Genomic DNA, 16,427 nt, shown 5'->3' with positions numbered 1-16,427 from the left:
ACACTAAGCAGCGGACGACCAGGTCGACGACGGCACAGTGTAGGCAGCGCGAAACACCCGGGGCTGAATCCGGGCTGTCAGCGATCCTGGCGGGTCGCTAGAATCGCGGATCTGCTTCTCACGTGCGGCCCCCATGCCCCTGCAGCTGTTCAACACCCTGTCGCGCACCGTCGAACCGTTCGCCCCGCTGGACCCGGCCTGCCCCACCATGTATCTGTGCGGCCCGACGGTCTACAACTACGTGCACATCGGCAACGCCCGCGGCCCGGTGGTGTTCGGCGTGCTGGCCCAGCTGCTGCGTCGCCGCTACGGAAACCTGCGCTACGCGCGCAACATCACCGACGTGGACGACAAGATCAACGCCGCCGCTGCCGAACAGGGCGTGCCGATCGCCGCGATCACCGACAGGTTCACCGCCGCCTACCGCGCCGACATGGCCGCCCTGGGCGTGGCGCCGCCGGACATCGAGCCGCACGCCACCGCGCACATCCCGCAGATCATCACGATGATCGAGCAGCTGATCGAAGGCGGCCACGCCTACGCTGCCGACGGCCACGTGCTGTTTTCGGTGGACTCGTTCGACCGCTATGGCCAGCTCTCGCGCCGCGATCCGGACGAGATGCTGGCCGGCGCGCGGGTGGAGGTGGCACCGTACAAGCGGCACGCCGGCGACTTCGTGCTGTGGAAGCCCTCCACCGAGGAACTGCCCGGCTGGGATTCGCCGTGGGGCCGTGGCCGCCCTGGCTGGCACATCGAATGCTCGGCGATGGCCGCCGCGCATCTGGGCCCGACCCTCGACATCCATGCCGGCGGCGTGGATCTGCAGTTCCCGCATCACGAAAACGAAGTGGCGCAGAGCGAGTGCGCGCATGGCGGCCAGACCTTCGCCCGGTTCTGGTTGCACAACGGCATGCTCAACTTCGGCGGCACCAAGATGAGCAAGTCGATCGGCAACATCGAACGCGTGCACGACCTGCTGCAGCAGCACCCGCCCGAGGCGCTGCGCTACGCATTGCTGTCGGCGCATTACCGGCAGCCGCTGGAGTGGTCCGATGGCCTGATCGAGCAGAGCGTGCGTACCCTGGACCGCCTGTACGGGACGCTGCGCGATGTGGCCGATGTGCAGGCCGAAGGCGTGATCCCGGCCAGCATCGAGGCGGCGCTGGATGATGACCTCAATACGCCGCAGGCGCTGGCCGAGCTGGCGCGCATCGCCGGCCAGGTGCGCAGGGCCAGTGGCGATGGGCGCGCGGCGCTGAAGTCGCAGCTGCTCGGCGCCGGCCTGGCGCTGGGCCTGCTGCAGCAGGCGCCGGCCGAATGGTTCGGCCGCGGCACCTCCGGCGACGATGATGCGCGCATCCAGGCGCTGGTCGAGGCACGCAGCGCCGCCAAGGCCGCGCGCGACTTCGCCCGGGCCGATGCGATCCGCCAGCAACTGGCCGAACAAGGCGTATTGCTGGAAGACACCGCCCAGGGCGTGCGCTGGAAACGCGCATGAGCTTCAGCCGCGCCCATCCCGAGGCCAAGGCCTCGCTGGCTTCCCGCCTGCGCGGGAATGACGACTCGAGAGAATTCCGGCTGTGAATGACACCGTGTTTCCGATGGAACCCACCGCCGCCCAGGCACAGGCGGCGATCAAGGAAGAATTTGCGTTCTTCTCCGACTGGGCCGAGCGCTACCAGTACCTGATCGACCTGGGCCGCAAGCTGCCCCCGTTCCCCGACGCGTGGAAGACCGAGGAGCACCGCCTGCTCGGCTGCCAGTCGATGGTCTGGATCGTGCCCCAGGGCGACGCGCAGCGGCTGGAGTTCCAAGCGGTGAGTGATTCGGCCATCGTCTCGGGCCTGATCTTCCTGGCGCTGCGCGTGTACTCGGGCCGGCCGGCGGCCGAGATCCTGGCCACCGAACCGGACTACATCGCCGACATCGGCCTGGCCAAGCACCTCTCGCCCACCCGCAGCAACGGCCTGGCCTCGCTGCTGGCCTTCATCCGCAAGACCGCCCAGGCCGCCGCGCCGCCCCACAAAAAACCGTAGGGCGGGTCTTGACCCGCCATTGCCATGGCCGTTGAACCTGCATGGCGATCGAAACCCGCCATTGCCATGGCCGTTGAACCTGGCATGGCGATCGAAACCCCACATCGCCATGGCCGTTGAACCTGGCATGGCGATCGAAACCCCACATCGCCATGGCCGTTGAACCGCGCATGGCGGGTCAAGACCCGCCCTACCAGATCAAATCGTCCGGCACCTGGTATTTGGGGTCGGCGTATGGATCCTCCTCGGCGGTGGCATTGGGGTCCACGCGCAGGGCCACGGCCGCGGGGAACACCGCTTCCACTTCGTCCAGCAGGGCGGCAGTGACCAGCAGGTAGCGCCCGGCCTGCTGGACGATGCCCAACTGGCCCGCATTGAGCGCGCCGAGCTGTTCGGCGGTGACGTGGATGCGCTTGATCTTGCCGCCGTAGGGGAAGTGTCGCACCAGCTCGGCAGCCGGGTCATTGAGCGTCTTGCCTTCGATCAGGGCCTCGACCCTGGCCCGCGCCTCGCGGCGCAGGCGGGCCTGCTCCTGCTTGAGCCGCTCGGCCTCGATGCGCTCTTGCTTCTCGCGCTGGGCGCGGATCGCGTAGGCCTTGGCCAGGTCGATGTCCTCGCGCGAACGCGCCGGCCTGTTTGCCCCGCGCTGGCCACCGGGACGGCCCTGCGGCGTCGCCTTGTTGCCTGGCGCAGCACCGCTGCCCGACGGGTTGCCACCCGGCTTGCCACCGGCGTGCTGACGGCGCTCGTCCCTGGCGCCCGGCGGGCGCGGGCCCCGCGCCGGGTGCTGCGGGCGACCCGGGGGCTTGCCCCCGGGCTTGCGCTCGGCCGGGCGTTCGGACTTGGGCTCAGGCTTGGGCGCCGGCTTGAAACCCAGCCCCAGCAGCTGGTCTCGCAGTGAGTCTGTCATCGGTCCGGCTCTGGATCAGTAGTGCGGGGGCGGCGGCTCTTCGCCCGGGTCTGCATAGAGTTCGGTACGGACCTTGCGCAGGTCCGCGAGCAGGTGGCCGATCATGCCCGCGTTGCGGTTGCCTTCCGCACGTGCATCGGCCAGGGCCTGGCTCAACTCGGCCAGGGCGTGTTCCTGGAAGGCAAGCCTGGTCTCCAGCTCGACCAGGCGTTGCTCCAGCGCCTCGGGCAGGGCAGGGTCGGCCGGCTGCATTACTTGACGATGCCGATCAGTTCCACGTCGAAGGTCAGCGTGGCATCCGGGCCGATCGGCCCACCCGGGGTGCCGGCCTGGCCGTAGGCCAGCGAGGCGGGAATCCAGAAGCGGTACTTGGAGCCAACCGGCATCAGCTGCAGGCCTTCGGTCCAGCCCGGCACGACGTTGGCCAACGGGAAGGTGGCCGGCTCGCCGCGCTGGTAGGAGCTGTCGAACACGGTACCGTCCAGCAGCTTGCCTTCATAGTTCACGCGCACGGTGCTGGCGGCGGTCGGACGCTCGCCGCTGCCGGCGCGCAGGACCATGTACTGCAGGCCCGACGGGGTGGTGACCACGCCCTTGGCGGTCTTGTTCCTTGACAGGAAGGCGGCACCTTCGTCGCGGTTGCGCTGCGCCTGGCCGGCCTGGCGCTCGCTGGCGTAGGACTGCACGGCCTGACGCGCCTGGTCCTCGGTCAACAGCGTGTTGCCCTTGGCGAACATGGTGCGCACGGCCTGCATCACCACCGGCAGGTCCACTTCATCCTTCAGCGGGGCCAGCTTGGGGCCGATCATGTAACCGCCGATCAGCGCACCGACGTCCTGCTTGTTGACGACCGGAGGCTGGCTGCCCGGCGGCTGGCCCGGCGGCGTCTGCCCGGCCTTGGCGGCCAGGTTGGCGCGCAGCGCGGCGTCGGTGGCCTGGGCATCGGCTTCGCTCAGGGTCGGTTGCTCGCCCTTGAGGGCGCCCTGCAGCGCGGTCTGCAGGCTGGCCGGATCGATATAATCGGCGACCGGGGCGAACGAGCGGCCGATGTCCATGCCGATGGCATAGCTGACCTTCTCGCGCTGGGTGTCCAGCGTCTGCTTCTCCTGCGCCACTGCGTTTCCTCCGATCAGGGCCGAGGCCAGGCACACGCCCGCCACCCAAGTGCCAAACGATTTCATCCGGTGCATTCCTCATGCGGCAAAAAGCGCCGGAGCATCCCGGCGCGACAGGCGCATATTGTGGCATGGGCGCATGCGGCAGGCAGAATCGCCGGCCTGTAGTGAAGGCCAGGCCCCGGGGTTTGCGAGTGAGCCGGCCACTTGCGTCCATGCGGGCTGGCACCCGATGCGCCCCGCCCTGCCCTTGCCGAGCACAAGCCTTCGCCCCTGTTGACGACCTGTCTCCTTGTGTTGTAGTTTACTACAACACCATTAATCCAGGGCAGGGGACGCAATGGACAGCAGCCGCAAACACTCCGCTACGACCTGGCTCGGCCTGACCTTGCTGGCCTTGGCCGTGGCCGGCCTGATGGCACAGGTCCATCGGCAGCAGGCCGCCGCCACGACCGAGACGGTGCTGCAACCGGTGCTGGACACCCGCCCGGGCACGCGCCCTTCCCCCGCCCAGGACGCCCCCCGCCCTCGGCGTCCCGCGCTGTCGATGCCCTACTTCTCATTCGCCCGTCTGTTGCGACCCGGGAGCTGAAACCATGACATCCGTCCAGTGGAGCGACCGCGCTCCCATCTACCGTCAACTCAAGGAGAAAGTCATCGCCATGATGCTCGATGGTGAACTCAAGCCCGGCGATGCGCTGCCTTCGGTGCGCCAGGTCGCGGCCGACTACCAGCTCAACCCGATCACCGTTTCGCGCGCCTACCAGGAACTGGCCGACGAAGGCCTGGTCGAGAAACGCCGCGGCCTGGGCATGTTCGTCACCGAGCAGGCGGCCAGGAAACTGCTGGCCACCGAGCGGGTGCGCTTCCTGACCGAAGAATGGCCGGCCGTGGCCACGCGCATCGCGCGCCTGGGACTGAAGCTGGAAGACCTGCCCAAGGGAGACAAACCATGAACGCGACGATCGCACCGGTCGTGCAGGCCCAGGGCCTGCGCAAGACCTACCGCAACAAGACCGCCCTGGACGGCGCCAGTTTCACCATCGAAGCCGGGCGCATCGTCGGCCTGATCGGTCCCAACGGCGCCGGCAAGACCACCGCGCTCAAGGCCATCCTGGGCCTGACCCCGTTCCAGGGCGAGCTGCAGGTGCTGGGCATGGACCCGCGCAGCAGCCGCGACGCGCTGATGAACGATGTGTGCTTCATCGCCGACGTGGCCGTGCTGCCGCGCTGGATAAAGGTTTCCGAGGCGATCGACTTCGTCGACGGCGTGCATCCGCGCTTCGATCGCGCCAGGTGCGAGCGCTTCCTGGCCGGCACCCAGCTCAAGCCCAACCTGCGCGTGCGCGAAATGTCCAAGGGCATGATCGTGCAGCTGCACCTGGCCCTGGTGATGGCCATCGACGCGCGCCTGCTGGTCCTGGACGAGCCGACCCTGGGCCTGGACATCCTCTACCGCAAGCAGTTCTACCAGCGTCTGCTGGAGGACTACTTCGACGAGCACAAGACCATCATCGTCACCACCCACCAGGTGGAGGAGATCGAGCACATCCTGACCGACGTGATGTTCATCCGCGACGGCAGGATCGCCCTGGCCGCCAGCATGGACCAGGTCGCCACCCGCTACACCGAGGTGCTGGTGTCCGAGGCCGCCGCGGCGCAGGCGCGTGCCCTCCATCCCATCGACCAGCGCGCCCTGCCCTTTGGCAAGACCGTGATGCTGTTCGATGGCCAGTTGCCCGATGGCACGCCTTCGGGGGTGACCCGCGAACAACTCGCCGCGTTCGGCGAAACCCGCAACCCCGGCCTGGCCGACCTGTTCGTGGCCATCATGAAAGGAACCTATGCATGAACGCCCCTGCCCGCACTCTGACCAAGCCCGGCGTGTTCGGCTGGCTGCTGCGCCGCGAATACTGGGAAAACCGCGGCGGCTTCCTTTGGGCCCAGGTGATCACCGCCGGCATCATCCTGGTGTTTGCCGCGCTGGGTGCGGTGATTGGTGCGATCCAGCTGCGCGGCAAGATGCCGGGCGACTCGGTCCCTTCCAACTTCGACGGACTGGCCCAGGGCTTCGGCGCCACCGGCGATTTCGCCCTGCTGGCCGGCTTTGCCATCGCCGGGGTGGTGGTCGCCTTCGTGGTGTTCTTCTACTGCTTAGGCAGCCTGTACAACGACCGCAACGACCGCAGCGTGCTGTTCTGGAAGTCGCTGCCGGTGTCCGATGCGATGACCGTGGCCTCCAAGCTGACCTGGGCCCTGCTGCTGACCCAGATCATCTCGCTGGTGGTCGGCTTGCTGATCGGCCTGGGGCTGTGGGTGATCATCGCCCTGTCCTCATCGTTCGCCGGGATGCCAGGGGCCGGCGCGATCTTTACCGCCTCCCATCCGTTCCGGGTGATCGGCACCATGCTGGCGACCCTGCCGATCTATGTGCTGTGGTCGCTGCCGGCCATCGGCTGGCTGATGCTGTGCTCGGCCTGGGCCAGGCGCGTGCCGTTCCTGTGGGCGGTGCTGGTGCCGCTGCTGGCCTGCATCGTGATCAGCATCATGGGCGCCATGCCCGGTCTGAGCTTGCCACTGGGTGGGGTGTGGTACGTGGTGATGTACCGCGGCCTGCTCAGCGTGCTGCCGGGCACCTGGATTCCGGCCGAAACGGCCCGCCACGAGACGGTGGAAAGTGCCAGCCGCCAGATCGACAGCCCGGCCGGCGTGCTGGACATGGTCCTGCACCACACCAGCAATCCGTCCATCTATGCCAACCCCGACCTGTGGATCGGCGTGGTGGTGGGCATCGTCCTGATCACGCTGGCCGTGATCGTCCGCCGTCGCCGCGACGACGCCTGAGCCTTCCAGGGAGCTTGACCATGAAGTCCACGAACCGTTTCCTGCTGATCCCGGCCCTGGCGGCCGCATGGTTGGCCGCCCCACTGCAGGCCAGCGCCGAGGACGGGCACTGCAAGTTCTCAGAGCCGCGTTCGCTGAAGCTGGACCTTGCCGGGGCCACGTCCGTGCTGTTCGAGGTCGGCTCCAGTGACCTCAAGCTCAAGGCCGCCGCGGGCGCCGACAATGCCCTGGCTGGCCGGGCCTGCGCCAGTAGCCAGGACCTGCTCAAGGGCCTGATCGTGACCCAGAAGCGGTCGGGCGACAAACTCATTGTCAGCCTGACCGAGGACCGGCCCATCAGGATCAGCTTCGGCAGCAGCTATTCCTACCTGGACCTGACGGGCGCAGTGCCCAACGACGTGTTGGTCCAGCTGGACGTCGGCTCGGGCGATGCGACCCTCAGCGGCGCCAGGGCCGCCAGCGCCGACGTGGGCTCGGGCGATGTCGACCTGCACGACATCGCCGGCCTGGTCACCGCCAAGATCGGCTCGGGCGCCCTGAAACTCAATGGCGCCGGTGCGCTCAAGGTGCTGAGCATCGGCTCGGGCGAGCTGGAAGCCGCCCGCGTCGCCGGCAAGGCCGAGCTCGGCAGCGTCGGCTCCGGCGATCTGACCCTCAATGGCGTCGGTGGCGGCGTCTCCTTGAGGTCGATCGGCTCGGGCGACGTGGACCTGCGCGATGTCACCGGCGATGTCGAGGTTGGCGCGATCGGCTCGGGCGAGCTGACCATCCGCAACGTGCGCGGCAATCTGACCGTCCACAGCCGCGGCAGCGGCGACCTCGACCAGCGCGGCGTGACCGGCACGGTCCAGGTGCCCGAAGAACACTGATCTTCCGCTGTTTCCTACCACCAGGAACACCACGCCATGACCACCCAACTGTTGCGCACCCTGCTGGCGACCACTCTGCTGACCCTGGCCGCATGCCAGCCAAGCGCCGGCAACGGCGGCCTCGCCCAAGGCATCAACCAAGCCCAGAAGGGCCTGCAGAAAGCCTCCGAGGAAATGGAGAACGCCAGGCAGGAAATCGCCGAGGCCCAGCACAAGCTGGACACCGAGAACATGTCGCTCGGCGACAGCCGCCCCGGCCTGCCCAAGGCCGAAGTCACGCCCGCCGGCGAACTGCTGGTCGATGGCAAGCCGGTGGCGATGACGCCTGCGCAGAAGGCGCTGGGCCTGGCCTATCGCACCCAGCTGCAGGGCGTGGCCAGCGATGGCATCGCCATCGGCATGGAAGGCGCCAGGCTGGGCATCGATGCGGCCGCCGCGGCGCTGAAGGGCCTGATGAACGGCGATGGCGGCCAAGCGGCCGGCAAGCAGGCCGAAGCCGTCGCCAGGGAACGGATCCAGCCGCAGGTCGCGCGCCTGTGCGCGCGCCTGCCCGCACTGCTCCAGGCCCAGCAGGCCTGGGCCGCGGCGCAGCCGGAGTTTCGCCCCTACGCCACGATGGACCAGTCCGACGTGGATGACTGCAAGGACAAGGGCATCGTCAACCTGTGACAGCGGCCGGGACGTTTGCGCAGGTCCCGGTCGATGGCTCGCTTACAATCGGCCCATGCACATTCCGACCAAGCCCTTTCTGCTTGCCGCCCTGGCCGCCCTCTCGCTGGCAGCCTGCGGTGGCGGCGACGACAAGGCCGCGCTGTCGCGGGCCGAGCGCGCCAGGCCCGCCACCTCGGTGACGACGATGCAGGTGTCCATGCGCCAGCCGCCCGGCGCGGCGGTGAGCATCGGCCCCGACGGCACGCTGAAGATCGACGATGTGGTGTTGCCGCAACCGCCGGAAAAACGGCAGCAGCTGCAGAACTACTTCGGCCAGCTGCAGATGCGCCGCCAGCAGGCGCTGCCGCAGCTGCAGGCCAGCGGCGGCATGCCGGTCACCATCGCGCCCGATGCCCAGCTCAAGCCGCTGCAGGAACGGCTGATGGCCGACTTCCCCGAGCTGCGCCCCTACCAGGACAGTCTTGAAACCATCCGGCTGGAAGCGCGATAGGCGATTGCCGCGCATTGGACGCGAGTGCAAAAGCCGGTGCTGACGCCGGCTTTTTTCGGGTCGGTCGAACGCCCCGGCTCCTCCGCGCGGCGACAAGGGGCGTGGATCGGCACGCGTCGAACGGTGCGATCGTCATTCCCGCGCAGACGGGAGATGCTTTTCAAAAGCCTGGTGAGCCTCTTGCGAAATTCCCCGACGAGGCTGATTTTCTCACCGGCGATAGCGGTGAAAAGAGTAGAGCGGGTGTTGTCATTGAAGGCATGATGGAGTTGTCGAGGACTCACCAGCACCGGCCGAATGAATACTGCCCTGCGCGAACGCCTGACGCCATTCCACCGCCGCGACGGATGTCATTTCGCGGTGCGTTCATGGTTCTCGCGCGCACAGGCCGAAACGAGATGGGCGTGAAGGACGGGGGATGCCTTGGTGCGCGTGCCGTCCGCTCCGCGGTGGCGGCGGCCGTGCTTGTTGTTGCCACTGGCTTGGCGTAGAAGTGGAAGCGTCTGGATTTCGGGCATCCACCGTCACCAGACCGGCCAATGAAATATCTCGCCCTGTTCGTCTTGATTCTCGTCGTGCTGGCGGCCTGGGCCGGCGTGACCGGCACGGATACCGGATGGTGGCCTGGATCGCACGCCGGACAATTCCAGGGCATGCACCATGGCATGCACGGCATGATGGGGCGGCCTCGCGAGGCTGTTCCCGTCGATGCGCCGGCGGCGCTCGACCAGTACGCATGCAGCTCCTGTCACGCGCTGCATGATGGCGGTGTGGGGCCGGCGTTTGCCTGGATCGCATGGCGCTATCAGGGACAGCCCGGTGCCCAGGACGCGGTGGCGTCATTCATCACGCAGGGTGGGCAGGGGGGGCCCTGGGGCGGCGTGATGCCGAACCTTGCGGTGCCCCCGGCGCAGGCGCGCGAGTTGGCGCAATGGATTCTCGCGCTGCCGCCCGAGGTGCCACCCGATCCCCAGCGCTTTCGGCCGCAGTAGCCCGCACGATGTGCAAGTGGTCACCGTGCCAGGAACGGCGCAGGCGCAGGCGCATCGCGGAAGTCGAAGGGCGCCCCGCGCCGCGGCGATCTCCAAGCCCCGCCCGCGTCACGCCATACATCCACCCTGGCTTCGCCCCGGCCATTCCCGGCATGCTCGCGCCTTTCCCGCGATAGAACGCCCGCCCATGCAACGACTCCCCGGCCTCGACACCCTGCGCGTCGCCGCCATCGTCTGGGTGATGCTGTTCCACTCGTGGGTGGTCGGTGAACTGGGGGCGCACTTCGACTGGCTGTCGCACCATGGCTGGGTGGGCGTGGACATCTTCTTCGTGCTCAGCGGCTTCCTGATCGGCAGCCAGGAGTCTGTCGGGCTTTGGCGGTCGAGGCGAAAATTCGGCTGCGCGAGGACAGATTTTCGGCGATTCGCCGCCCCATAGTGGTTCTATGGGGCAAGAAGCGACGGAAATATGGACCGCACAGCCGGATTTGCAGCCCGGCCGGCCAAAGTCCGACAGGCTCCTACGTGCTGGCGCCGCTGGTGCGCGGCTGGACCTGATCTCGGCGTGGTTGGAGACCTTCTGCGGGCGCAGCACGATGCGCTGGCGGCAAGGGAGGCGCCAGACCAGGCTGGACCACCAGAGACGCTCGACATGTTGTTCGCGTTCGCGCTGGCGTTGCCTCCTGGCGGCACCTGGGCCCAGGAAACCGCGCCGACGCCCACGGCGACCGTCGGCGACACCTTGCCGCCGGGCGCTGCCCTCGCGCCCGGCCGCAACCAGAACTTTCATCGAGCCTGGTCGATCGCAGCAGCACGCCAGCGAACGTCTGGATCGGCCCGCGTTTCCACGACGAGCCGGCGAAAGTGCGTTGCAACCCGCCGGCGCGCGAGCGCTTGGGCCTGCGCATGCTCACCGGCACCTTCAGCGCGGCGAGCGTGGCCAATGGCGCTGTTGCTCGCCTGTTTCGCCGCGATGCGTGAGGCGTGTGGCGTGAGGCATTAGCCTGCCCGCGCGTGGCCGCAGCAGACGCGGCCATTCACTGGCCCGGATGGTAGCTGCGCTCGGTGTGGCCCTTCAGTTGCTCCGGCCAGAAGTACACCTCGCGCAGGTTGCCGGTGGTGTAGCGCTCGGCCTGGTCGTTGAAGTGCTTCGATTCCGGGTGGCCGCTCTCGCCGCCAGCGGTGATCGCGCGGGCGCCCACCCTGGGGCCGAACTCCACCACCGCCACGAAGCTGTTGCCGCTGGTGCCGTAGTAGCGCCGGGTACCCGGCCAGCGATGCGCGCCGAAGGAGGCCAGCGAGCCCCAGCGCGAGGAGGTGAACGGTACCGGGATGCTTGGCTTGCCGTCGTCGAACGGTTGCCCGATGGCGCCGGTGAGGCGCTGGAAGCGGTTCACCTCGCCCCACGGCACGCCCCAGTGGCCGAAGTCGCGCTGCAGTCGGTCCACCGCTTCGGCCAGCGCATGCAGGCGTTGCTGCGGGCCGGCCTTTTCGGCCATCACCTCGTAGATCGACAGGCCGTCGGCGGTGTCCGCCTTGCTCACCTGGTCCCACAGCGTGTCACCCCAGAACACCGCCAGCGTGGTCGGCATCGAGGCGATGCCCCAGCGGTAGTCCCACGGGCGCAGCAGGGCGATCGGGCCGCGCAGCTTCGCTTTCAGCGGGTCGCTGGCCGGCAGCGCGTCGTAGTCGCCGATCAGCACCGGCAACTGGCGCGCGAACGCAGGCAGGTAGGGGTCGAATGCCATGGCGATCAGCGACGAGCGCGTCACGTCCCTGGCACCGGTGAGCAGGCGCGTGGCGTGCAGGCCGCGCGGGTTCTCGCCGAAGGTGTCCATGTAACGCGGGAAGTCGGCCTGCTTGGGGCTGTTGGGCCCGGCGGCCGAGTAGGGCCAGTCGTTGGTGTTGAAGGCCCAGCCGTTGGGCGGGTTCACCACCTGCGGCAGCTGGTCCAGCGGGGTGAGGCCGTGCCAGTCGGTGGCCGGGTTCGCGCCGTCCACCGGCTTGGTGTAGTCGAAGCGGTCGTCGCGCCGGGGCACGAACTGCGGCATCAGGAAGGCGATCTGGCCCTTGTCGTCGGCCAAGAGCGTGTTGTTGGACGAGTTGGCCTTGAGCTCGGCCACCTTCATGTAGCTGGCCAGGTCGTGCGTTTTGGTGCGCAGCCAGCTCTGCTGCAGCGCCGGGATCGGCGTGTTCATCAGCGCCTGGGCAATCCACTTGTCGCCGTCCTTGCGCACGATCGGGCCGTGGTGGGTGAAGTACGCGGTGAAGCTGCGCTCGGCCATCGAACCATCCGCGCGGCGATACGGCACGGTGATCTGCCGTGAGGTCACCGGGCGCAGCTCGCTGCCGTAGCGATAGAACGGCTTGCCGTCCTTGCGCACGATGGTCTCGGCGAACTCGTCCACCGCGTCCAGTCCGGTGGAGGTGTGCATCCAGCCCACGTGCTGGTTGAAGCCCTGGTAGATGAAGAACTGGCCCCAGGTGACCGCGCCGTAGGCGTCGAGCCCTTCGTCGCTGGACATCTGCAGCTCGGAGCGAAAGAAGAACGAGGTGTGCGGATTGATCAGCAGCAGGGCGTGGCCGTCGGCGGTGAGCTTGGGCGCGATGGCGATGCCGTTGGAGCCGGTCGGCTCGACCCAGCTCGGATGCGTCTGGAGGGTCGCCAACGGCGCATCGCCGCTCTGGCCGTAGAAGTCCTTGAGCTGCTTGAGGTCGACCCGCTCGATGTCGCCGCCGATGCTGCCCTCGGTGAAGGAAAGCGCCATCCACGGCTCGAAGTGGGTGATCACTTCGGGGTGCACCTGCGGATGGGTGGCGAGGTAGTGGTTCAGGCCATCGGCCCAGGCGTCCATCAGCCGGCGCAGCCAGGCCGGACTCTGCGCGTAAAGCTTCTTCAGCTCCACCGGATCGATGAACAGCTTCTGCCGCAGGTCCAGCCAGATCGCAGACTCGCCCTTGACCTCGGCCATGCGTCCGAGCGAGAGCAGGTAGTTGGTTTCCACGCGGTGGAAATCGTCCTCGGCCTGCGCGTAGGCCATGCCGAACACGGCGTCGGCATCGGTGGTGCCGCGCACGTGGGCGATGCCCCAGTCGTCGCGGGTGATCGTCACCGCCTGCGCCTGGCGCTGCATGCGCGCCTGCGCGGTGTCGCTGGCATGGGCCGGTGCGCCGCCCAGCAGGCCAATGACCAGTGCGAGCGCCGCGGTGGCGATGCGGGCAGGGTGTCGCGGCGCGCGGGACGCGGAACGGATCGGCATGGAGTTTCCCCTTCGGTCGGCAAGCCCCGTGTTTTAACGCACCCGGTCGCGCTTGGCGACAGCCATCACGCCCCGGTGGGCGCCTGCCTCGGCAACCCGCGCGGCAGTGCCGCCACGCAAGTCGTCATTGCCTCTGCCACCGGTCGACCGCGCGCGTCCGGCCCCGCGTCGCACGCTTAGGCGTTCGATCAACCCGGCTTGCCGAGGATGCCGCCCCTGGTCAGCGCGGCCGGGTCCAGCAGCGGCTTGAGTTCGGCCTGGCTCATGCCGGTGACCTCGATGGCCACCTCCAGCACCGGGCGATTCTCCCGGTAGGCCTGCTTGGCGATCGCCGCGCCCTTTTCATAGCCGATCACCGGATTGAGCGCGGTCACCAGGATCGGGTTGCGGTCCAGTGCGCGGCGCACGTTGTCCTGCCGCACGCTCAGCCCGGCGATGGCCGAGTCGGCCAGCAGGCGCGAGACGTTGGCCAGCAGCTGCACCGATTCGAGCAGGTTGGCGGCGATCAGCGGCAGGGTCACGTTGAGCTGGAAGTTGCCGGTCTGGCCGGCGACGGTGATCGCGGTGTGGTGGCCGATGACCTGCGCGCAGACCATCACCGTGGCCTCGGGGATCACCGGATTGACCTTGCCCGGCATGATCGAGCTGCCCGGCTGCAGCGCCGGCAGCTCGATCTCGCCCAGGCCGGCCAGCGGCCCGGAATTCATCCAGCGCAGGTCGTTGGCGATCTTGATCAGGGCCACGGCCAGCGCGTTGAACTGGCCTGACAGCTCCACCGCATCGTCCTGCGCGGCCAGCCCCTCGAACTTGTTGTCGGCGCTTTCGAACCTGGTCCCGGTCATCTCGCTCAGCGCCTTGGCGACCTGCTTGCCGAAACGCGGATCGGCATTGATGCCGGTGCCGATCGCGGTGCCGCCCAGCGGCAGCCGGCGCAGGCGCTTGAGTGCGTCGGTGATGCGCGCCTGCGCCGATTCCAGTTGCGCGGCCCAGGCGCCGAATTCCTGAGCGAAGGTCAGCGGCATGGCGTCCATCAGGTGGGTGCGCCCGGTCTTGACAATCTTGCCCAGCGCCTTGCCGCGCGTCTGGATGGTCTTGCGCAGGTGCGCCAGCGCCGGCAGCAGGTCCTCGACCACCGCCAGCTGGGCCGACACGCGGATCGCGGTGGGCACCACGTCATTGGAACTCTGGCCCAGGTTGACGTGGTCGTTGGGATGCACGGCGAGCTTGCCCTGACCCTGCCCGGACATGCGCGCAGCCAGATTGGCAATGACCTCGTTGGCATTCATGTTGGACGAGGTGCCCGAACCGGTCTGGTAGATGTCGATCGGGAAATGCCCGTCGTAGCCGCCCTCGGCCACTTCCAGGGCGGCCTTGCGCACCGCCTTGGCGGTGGCCTTGGGCAGCAGGCCCAGCTCGGCGTTGACCTCGGCGGCGGCCGCCTTGATCAGACCCAGCGCGCGGATGAAGCCGCGCGGCATCGGCCGGCCGGAAATGGGGAAGTTCTGCACCGCGCGCTGGGTCTGGGCACCCCACAGCGCCGCTTCGGGGACCTGCAGCTCGCCCATGCTGTCGTGTTCGAGTCGGACTTTTTGCGGCATCAGCGTGTTTCCTTGTGGACAAGGTTACGGCTGGCACGCGGTGGTCAGTCCGCAACGGCTGGCTTGAAGCGGCGCAGGATACGCCCCCGGCGCGTGAGCGGACGACAGCGGTAGACTGTGCGGCCTTGCCCGGCCCGCCTGGCTGCCCTCCCACGCGCCGCGCCCGCACCGGTTTCCCCCTCGTCAGTTGCCCTTCCAGATGACCCACGCCAGCCTGCTCGCCCTGTCCCCGCTCGACGGCCGCTACGCCGCCAAGGTGGACGCCCTGCGCCCGATCTTCTCCGAATACGGCCTGATCCGCGCCCGCATCAGGGTCGAGGTGGAATGGCTGCTGGCCCTGGCCGCCGAACCGGGCATCACCGAACTGGCCCCGTTCGCCCCGGCACAGATCCACAAGCTGCGCGCCCTGGCCGAGCAGTTCAGCGTCGAGCAGGCCGCGCGGGTCAAGCAGATCGAGCGCACCACCAACCACGACGTCAAGGCGGTGGAGTACTTCATCAAGGAGCAGCTCGCCGATGACCCGGCGCTGGGCCCGGCACTGGAATTCGTCCATTTCGCCTGCACCAGCGAGGACATCAACAACCTGTCCTACGGCCTGATGCTCAGCCAGGCCCGGCGCGAGGTGCTGCTGCCCGGCCTGGAAGGCATCGCCGCCAGCCTGCGCACCCTGGCCCACGCCCAGGCCGAGCAGCCGATGCTGGCCCGCACCCACGGCCAGACCGCCTCGCCGACCACCCTGGGCAAGGAAATGGCCAACGTCGTGGCGCGCCTGGAGCGCCAGATCAGGCAGATCGCCGCGGTCGAACTGACCGCCAAGATCAATGGCGCGGTCGGCAACTACAACGCCCATGTGGTGAGCTACCCGCAGGTGGACTGGCCGGCCTTCGCGCAGCGCTTCGTCGAGGGCCTGGGGCTGGTGTTCAACCCGTACACCACCCAGATCGAGCCGCACGACAGCCTGGCCGAGCTGGGCGATGCCAGCCGCCGCGCCAACACGATCCTGATCGACCTGGCCCGCGATGTCTGGGGCTACATCTCGCTGGGCTACTTCAGGCAGCGGTTGAAGGAAGGCGAAGTCGGCTCCTCGACCATGCCGCACAAGGTCAACCCGATCGACTTCGAGAACGCCGAGGGCAACTTCGGGGTGGCCAATGCCTTGTTCGAGCACTTCAGCGCCAAGCTGCCGATCAGCCGCTGGCAGCGCGACCTGACCGACTCGACCGTGCTGCGCGGCCTGGGGACCGCCTTCGGCCATACCCTGGTGGCACTGGATTCGCTGGCCAAGGGCCTGGGCAAACTCACCGTGGCGCCCGAGCGCCTGGACGCCGACCTGGACGCGGCCTGGGAAGTGCTGGCCGAAGCGGTGCAGACGGTGATGCGCCGTCACGGCCTGCCCAATCCCTACGAACAGCTCAAGGCGCTGACCCGCGGCCAGGGCATCACCGCCGAATCGATGCGCGGCTTCATCGAATCGCTGGAGCTGCCGGCCGAAGACAAGCAGCGCCTGCGCGAACTGACCCCGGGCCGTTACACCGGGCTGGCGGCGAAGCTGGCGCGGGAAATCTGACCCGTAGGAGCGGACCGCAGGGCCGCGAGGGGCTTTACCGGGAAGGCCCCATCGCGCCCCTGCGGTGCGCTCCT

16 protein-coding genes and 1 pseudogene are annotated in these 16,427 nt (G+C 68.3%); 12 read left to right on the top strand and 5 right to left on the bottom strand.

Annotation, left to right across the window (positions count from 1 at the left end):
* Window positions 1-133 precede the first annotated feature (133 nt).
* Both cysS and DSC_RS06940 read left to right on the top strand, forming a co-directional pair.
* A complete protein-coding gene (cysS, locus tag DSC_RS06945) occupies window positions 134-1,498 on the top strand; it encodes a cysteine--tRNA ligase (RefSeq protein WP_014160439.1) in 1,365 nt (454 codons plus the stop codon).
* A 103-nt stretch (window positions 1,499-1,601) separates the two neighbouring features.
* Entirely contained in the window at window positions 1,602-2,036 is a 435-nt protein-coding gene (locus tag DSC_RS06940) for a SufE family protein (protein WP_148268190.1), read from the top strand.
* A gap of 190 nt (window positions 2,037-2,226) precedes the next feature.
* Here DSC_RS06940 and DSC_RS06935 read toward each other — a convergent pair whose 3' ends face one another.
* Genes DSC_RS06935 through DSC_RS06925 form a run of 3 tightly spaced genes read right to left on the bottom strand, consistent with a single transcriptional unit; the run spans window position 2,227 to window position 4,127 of the window.
* A complete protein-coding gene (locus tag DSC_RS06935) occupies window positions 2,227-2,946 on the bottom strand; it encodes a DUF2058 domain-containing protein (RefSeq protein ID WP_014160437.1) in 720 nt (239 codons plus the stop codon).
* A 15-nt stretch (window positions 2,947-2,961) separates the two neighbouring features.
* Window positions 2,962-3,198 (bottom strand): SlyX family protein, encoded by a 237-nt coding sequence (locus DSC_RS06930; RefSeq protein ID WP_014160436.1) that lies wholly within the window; start codon window positions 3,196-3,198, stop codon window positions 2,962-2,964.
* On the bottom strand, window positions 3,198-4,127 hold the full coding sequence (locus DSC_RS06925) for an FKBP-type peptidyl-prolyl cis-trans isomerase (protein WP_014160435.1): 930 nt from the start codon (window positions 4,125-4,127) through the stop codon (window positions 3,198-3,200). The genes DSC_RS06930 and DSC_RS06925 overlap by 1 nt, the downstream gene beginning before the upstream one ends.
* Before the next feature lie 274 nt (window positions 4,128-4,401).
* On the opposite strand from DSC_RS06925, the gene DSC_RS06920 reads away from it, so the two are divergent.
* The 9 genes and pseudogenes from DSC_RS06920 to DSC_RS06880 all read left to right on the top strand — a co-directional run.
* The gene (locus tag DSC_RS06920) at window positions 4,402-4,653 is read left to right on the top strand and encodes a hypothetical protein (protein ID WP_014160434.1); all 252 of its coding nucleotides are present in this window, start codon (window positions 4,402-4,404) and stop codon (window positions 4,651-4,653) included.
* Window positions 4,654-4,657: 4 nt separating this feature from the next.
* Window positions 4,658-5,017 (top strand): GntR family transcriptional regulator, encoded by a 360-nt coding sequence (locus DSC_RS06915; protein ID WP_014160433.1) that lies wholly within the window; start codon window positions 4,658-4,660, stop codon window positions 5,015-5,017.
* The gene (locus DSC_RS06910) at window positions 5,014-5,913 is read left to right on the top strand and encodes an ABC transporter ATP-binding protein (protein WP_014160432.1); all 900 of its coding nucleotides are present in this window, start codon (window positions 5,014-5,016) and stop codon (window positions 5,911-5,913) included. Before DSC_RS06915 ends, DSC_RS06910 begins: the two co-directional genes overlap by 4 nt.
* Window positions 5,910-6,905: a hypothetical protein gene (locus DSC_RS06905; RefSeq protein WP_014160431.1), complete on the top strand. Its 996-nt coding sequence runs from the start codon at window positions 5,910-5,912 to the stop codon at window positions 6,903-6,905. Before DSC_RS06910 ends, DSC_RS06905 begins: the two co-directional genes overlap by 4 nt.
* Before the next feature lie 20 nt (window positions 6,906-6,925).
* Window positions 6,926-7,774 (top strand): GIN domain-containing protein, encoded by an 849-nt coding sequence (locus tag DSC_RS06900; protein WP_014160430.1) that lies wholly within the window; start codon window positions 6,926-6,928, stop codon window positions 7,772-7,774.
* A gap of 36 nt (window positions 7,775-7,810) precedes the next feature.
* Window positions 7,811-8,443: a YggN family protein gene (locus tag DSC_RS06895; RefSeq protein WP_014160429.1), complete on the top strand. Its 633-nt coding sequence runs from the start codon at window positions 7,811-7,813 to the stop codon at window positions 8,441-8,443.
* Window positions 8,444-8,498: 55 nt separating this feature from the next.
* Window positions 8,499-8,936 (top strand): hypothetical protein, encoded by a 438-nt coding sequence (locus DSC_RS06890; protein WP_014160428.1) that lies wholly within the window; start codon window positions 8,499-8,501, stop codon window positions 8,934-8,936.
* 539 nt (window positions 8,937-9,475) lie between these two features.
* Window positions 9,476-9,928 (top strand): c-type cytochrome, encoded by a 453-nt coding sequence (locus DSC_RS06885; RefSeq protein WP_014160427.1) that lies wholly within the window; start codon window positions 9,476-9,478, stop codon window positions 9,926-9,928.
* Window positions 9,929-10,115: 187 nt separating this feature from the next.
* Window positions 10,116-10,316: pseudogene (locus DSC_RS06880) on the top strand (acyltransferase family protein); the annotation flags it as partial.
* A gap of 649 nt (window positions 10,317-10,965) precedes the next feature.
* On the opposite strand, the gene DSC_RS06875 reads toward DSC_RS06880, so the two are convergent.
* Entirely contained in the window at window positions 10,966-13,188 is a 2,223-nt protein-coding gene (locus DSC_RS06875; protein WP_014160424.1) for a penicillin acylase family protein, read from the bottom strand.
* 188 nt (window positions 13,189-13,376) lie between these two features.
* The gene (locus DSC_RS06870) at window positions 13,377-14,786 is read right to left on the bottom strand and encodes a class II fumarate hydratase (RefSeq protein ID WP_014160423.1); all 1,410 of its coding nucleotides are present in this window, start codon (window positions 14,784-14,786) and stop codon (window positions 13,377-13,379) included.
* A gap of 199 nt (window positions 14,787-14,985) precedes the next feature.
* On the opposite strand from DSC_RS06870, the gene purB reads away from it, so the two are divergent.
* The gene (gene purB / locus DSC_RS06865) at window positions 14,986-16,353 is read left to right on the top strand and encodes an adenylosuccinate lyase (RefSeq protein WP_014160422.1); all 1,368 of its coding nucleotides are present in this window, start codon (window positions 14,986-14,988) and stop codon (window positions 16,351-16,353) included.
* Window positions 16,354-16,427 lie beyond the last annotated feature (74 nt).

It is taken from the genome of Pseudoxanthomonas spadix BD-a59, from assembly GCF_000233915.3.
Lineage (GTDB): Bacteria > Pseudomonadota > Gammaproteobacteria > Xanthomonadales > Xanthomonadaceae > Pseudoxanthomonas_A > Pseudoxanthomonas_A spadix.
Note: the sequence above shows the minus strand (reverse complement) of the source record. Positions and strands in the feature narration are given on the sequence as shown.

Coding starts and splice junctions, on each gene's coding strand:
- DSC_RS06915 (WP_014160433.1), top strand. CDS start 4,658: ATGACATCCGTCCAGTGGAGCGACCGCGCTCCCATCTACCGTCAACTC.
- DSC_RS06890 (WP_014160428.1), top strand. CDS start 8,499: ATGCACATTCCGACCAAGCCCTTTCTGCTTGCCGCCCTGGCCGCCCTC.
- purB (WP_014160422.1), top strand. CDS start 14,986: ATGACCCACGCCAGCCTGCTCGCCCTGTCCCCGCTCGACGGCCGCTAC.
- DSC_RS06895 (WP_014160429.1), top strand. CDS start 7,811: ATGACCACCCAACTGTTGCGCACCCTGCTGGCGACCACTCTGCTGACC.
- DSC_RS06875 (WP_014160424.1), bottom strand. CDS start 13,188: ATGCCGATCCGTTCCGCGTCCCGCGCGCCGCGACACCCTGCCCGCATC.
- DSC_RS06900 (WP_014160430.1), top strand. CDS start 6,926: ATGAAGTCCACGAACCGTTTCCTGCTGATCCCGGCCCTGGCGGCCGCA.
- DSC_RS06885 (WP_014160427.1), top strand. CDS start 9,476: ATGAAATATCTCGCCCTGTTCGTCTTGATTCTCGTCGTGCTGGCGGCC.
- DSC_RS06920 (WP_014160434.1), top strand. CDS start 4,402: ATGGACAGCAGCCGCAAACACTCCGCTACGACCTGGCTCGGCCTGACC.
- cysS (WP_014160439.1), top strand. CDS start 134: ATGCCCCTGCAGCTGTTCAACACCCTGTCGCGCACCGTCGAACCGTTC.
- DSC_RS06910 (WP_014160432.1), top strand. CDS start 5,014: ATGAACGCGACGATCGCACCGGTCGTGCAGGCCCAGGGCCTGCGCAAG.
- DSC_RS06940 (WP_148268190.1), top strand. CDS start 1,602: ATGGAACCCACCGCCGCCCAGGCACAGGCGGCGATCAAGGAAGAATTT.
- DSC_RS06870 (WP_014160423.1), bottom strand. CDS start 14,786: ATGCCGCAAAAAGTCCGACTCGAACACGACAGCATGGGCGAGCTGCAG.
- DSC_RS06930 (WP_014160436.1), bottom strand. CDS start 3,198: ATGCAGCCGGCCGACCCTGCCCTGCCCGAGGCGCTGGAGCAACGCCTG.
- DSC_RS06905 (WP_014160431.1), top strand. CDS start 5,910: ATGAACGCCCCTGCCCGCACTCTGACCAAGCCCGGCGTGTTCGGCTGG.
- DSC_RS06925 (WP_014160435.1), bottom strand. CDS start 4,127: ATGAAATCGTTTGGCACTTGGGTGGCGGGCGTGTGCCTGGCCTCGGCC.
- DSC_RS06935 (WP_014160437.1), bottom strand. CDS start 2,946: ATGACAGACTCACTGCGAGACCAGCTGCTGGGGCTGGGTTTCAAGCCG.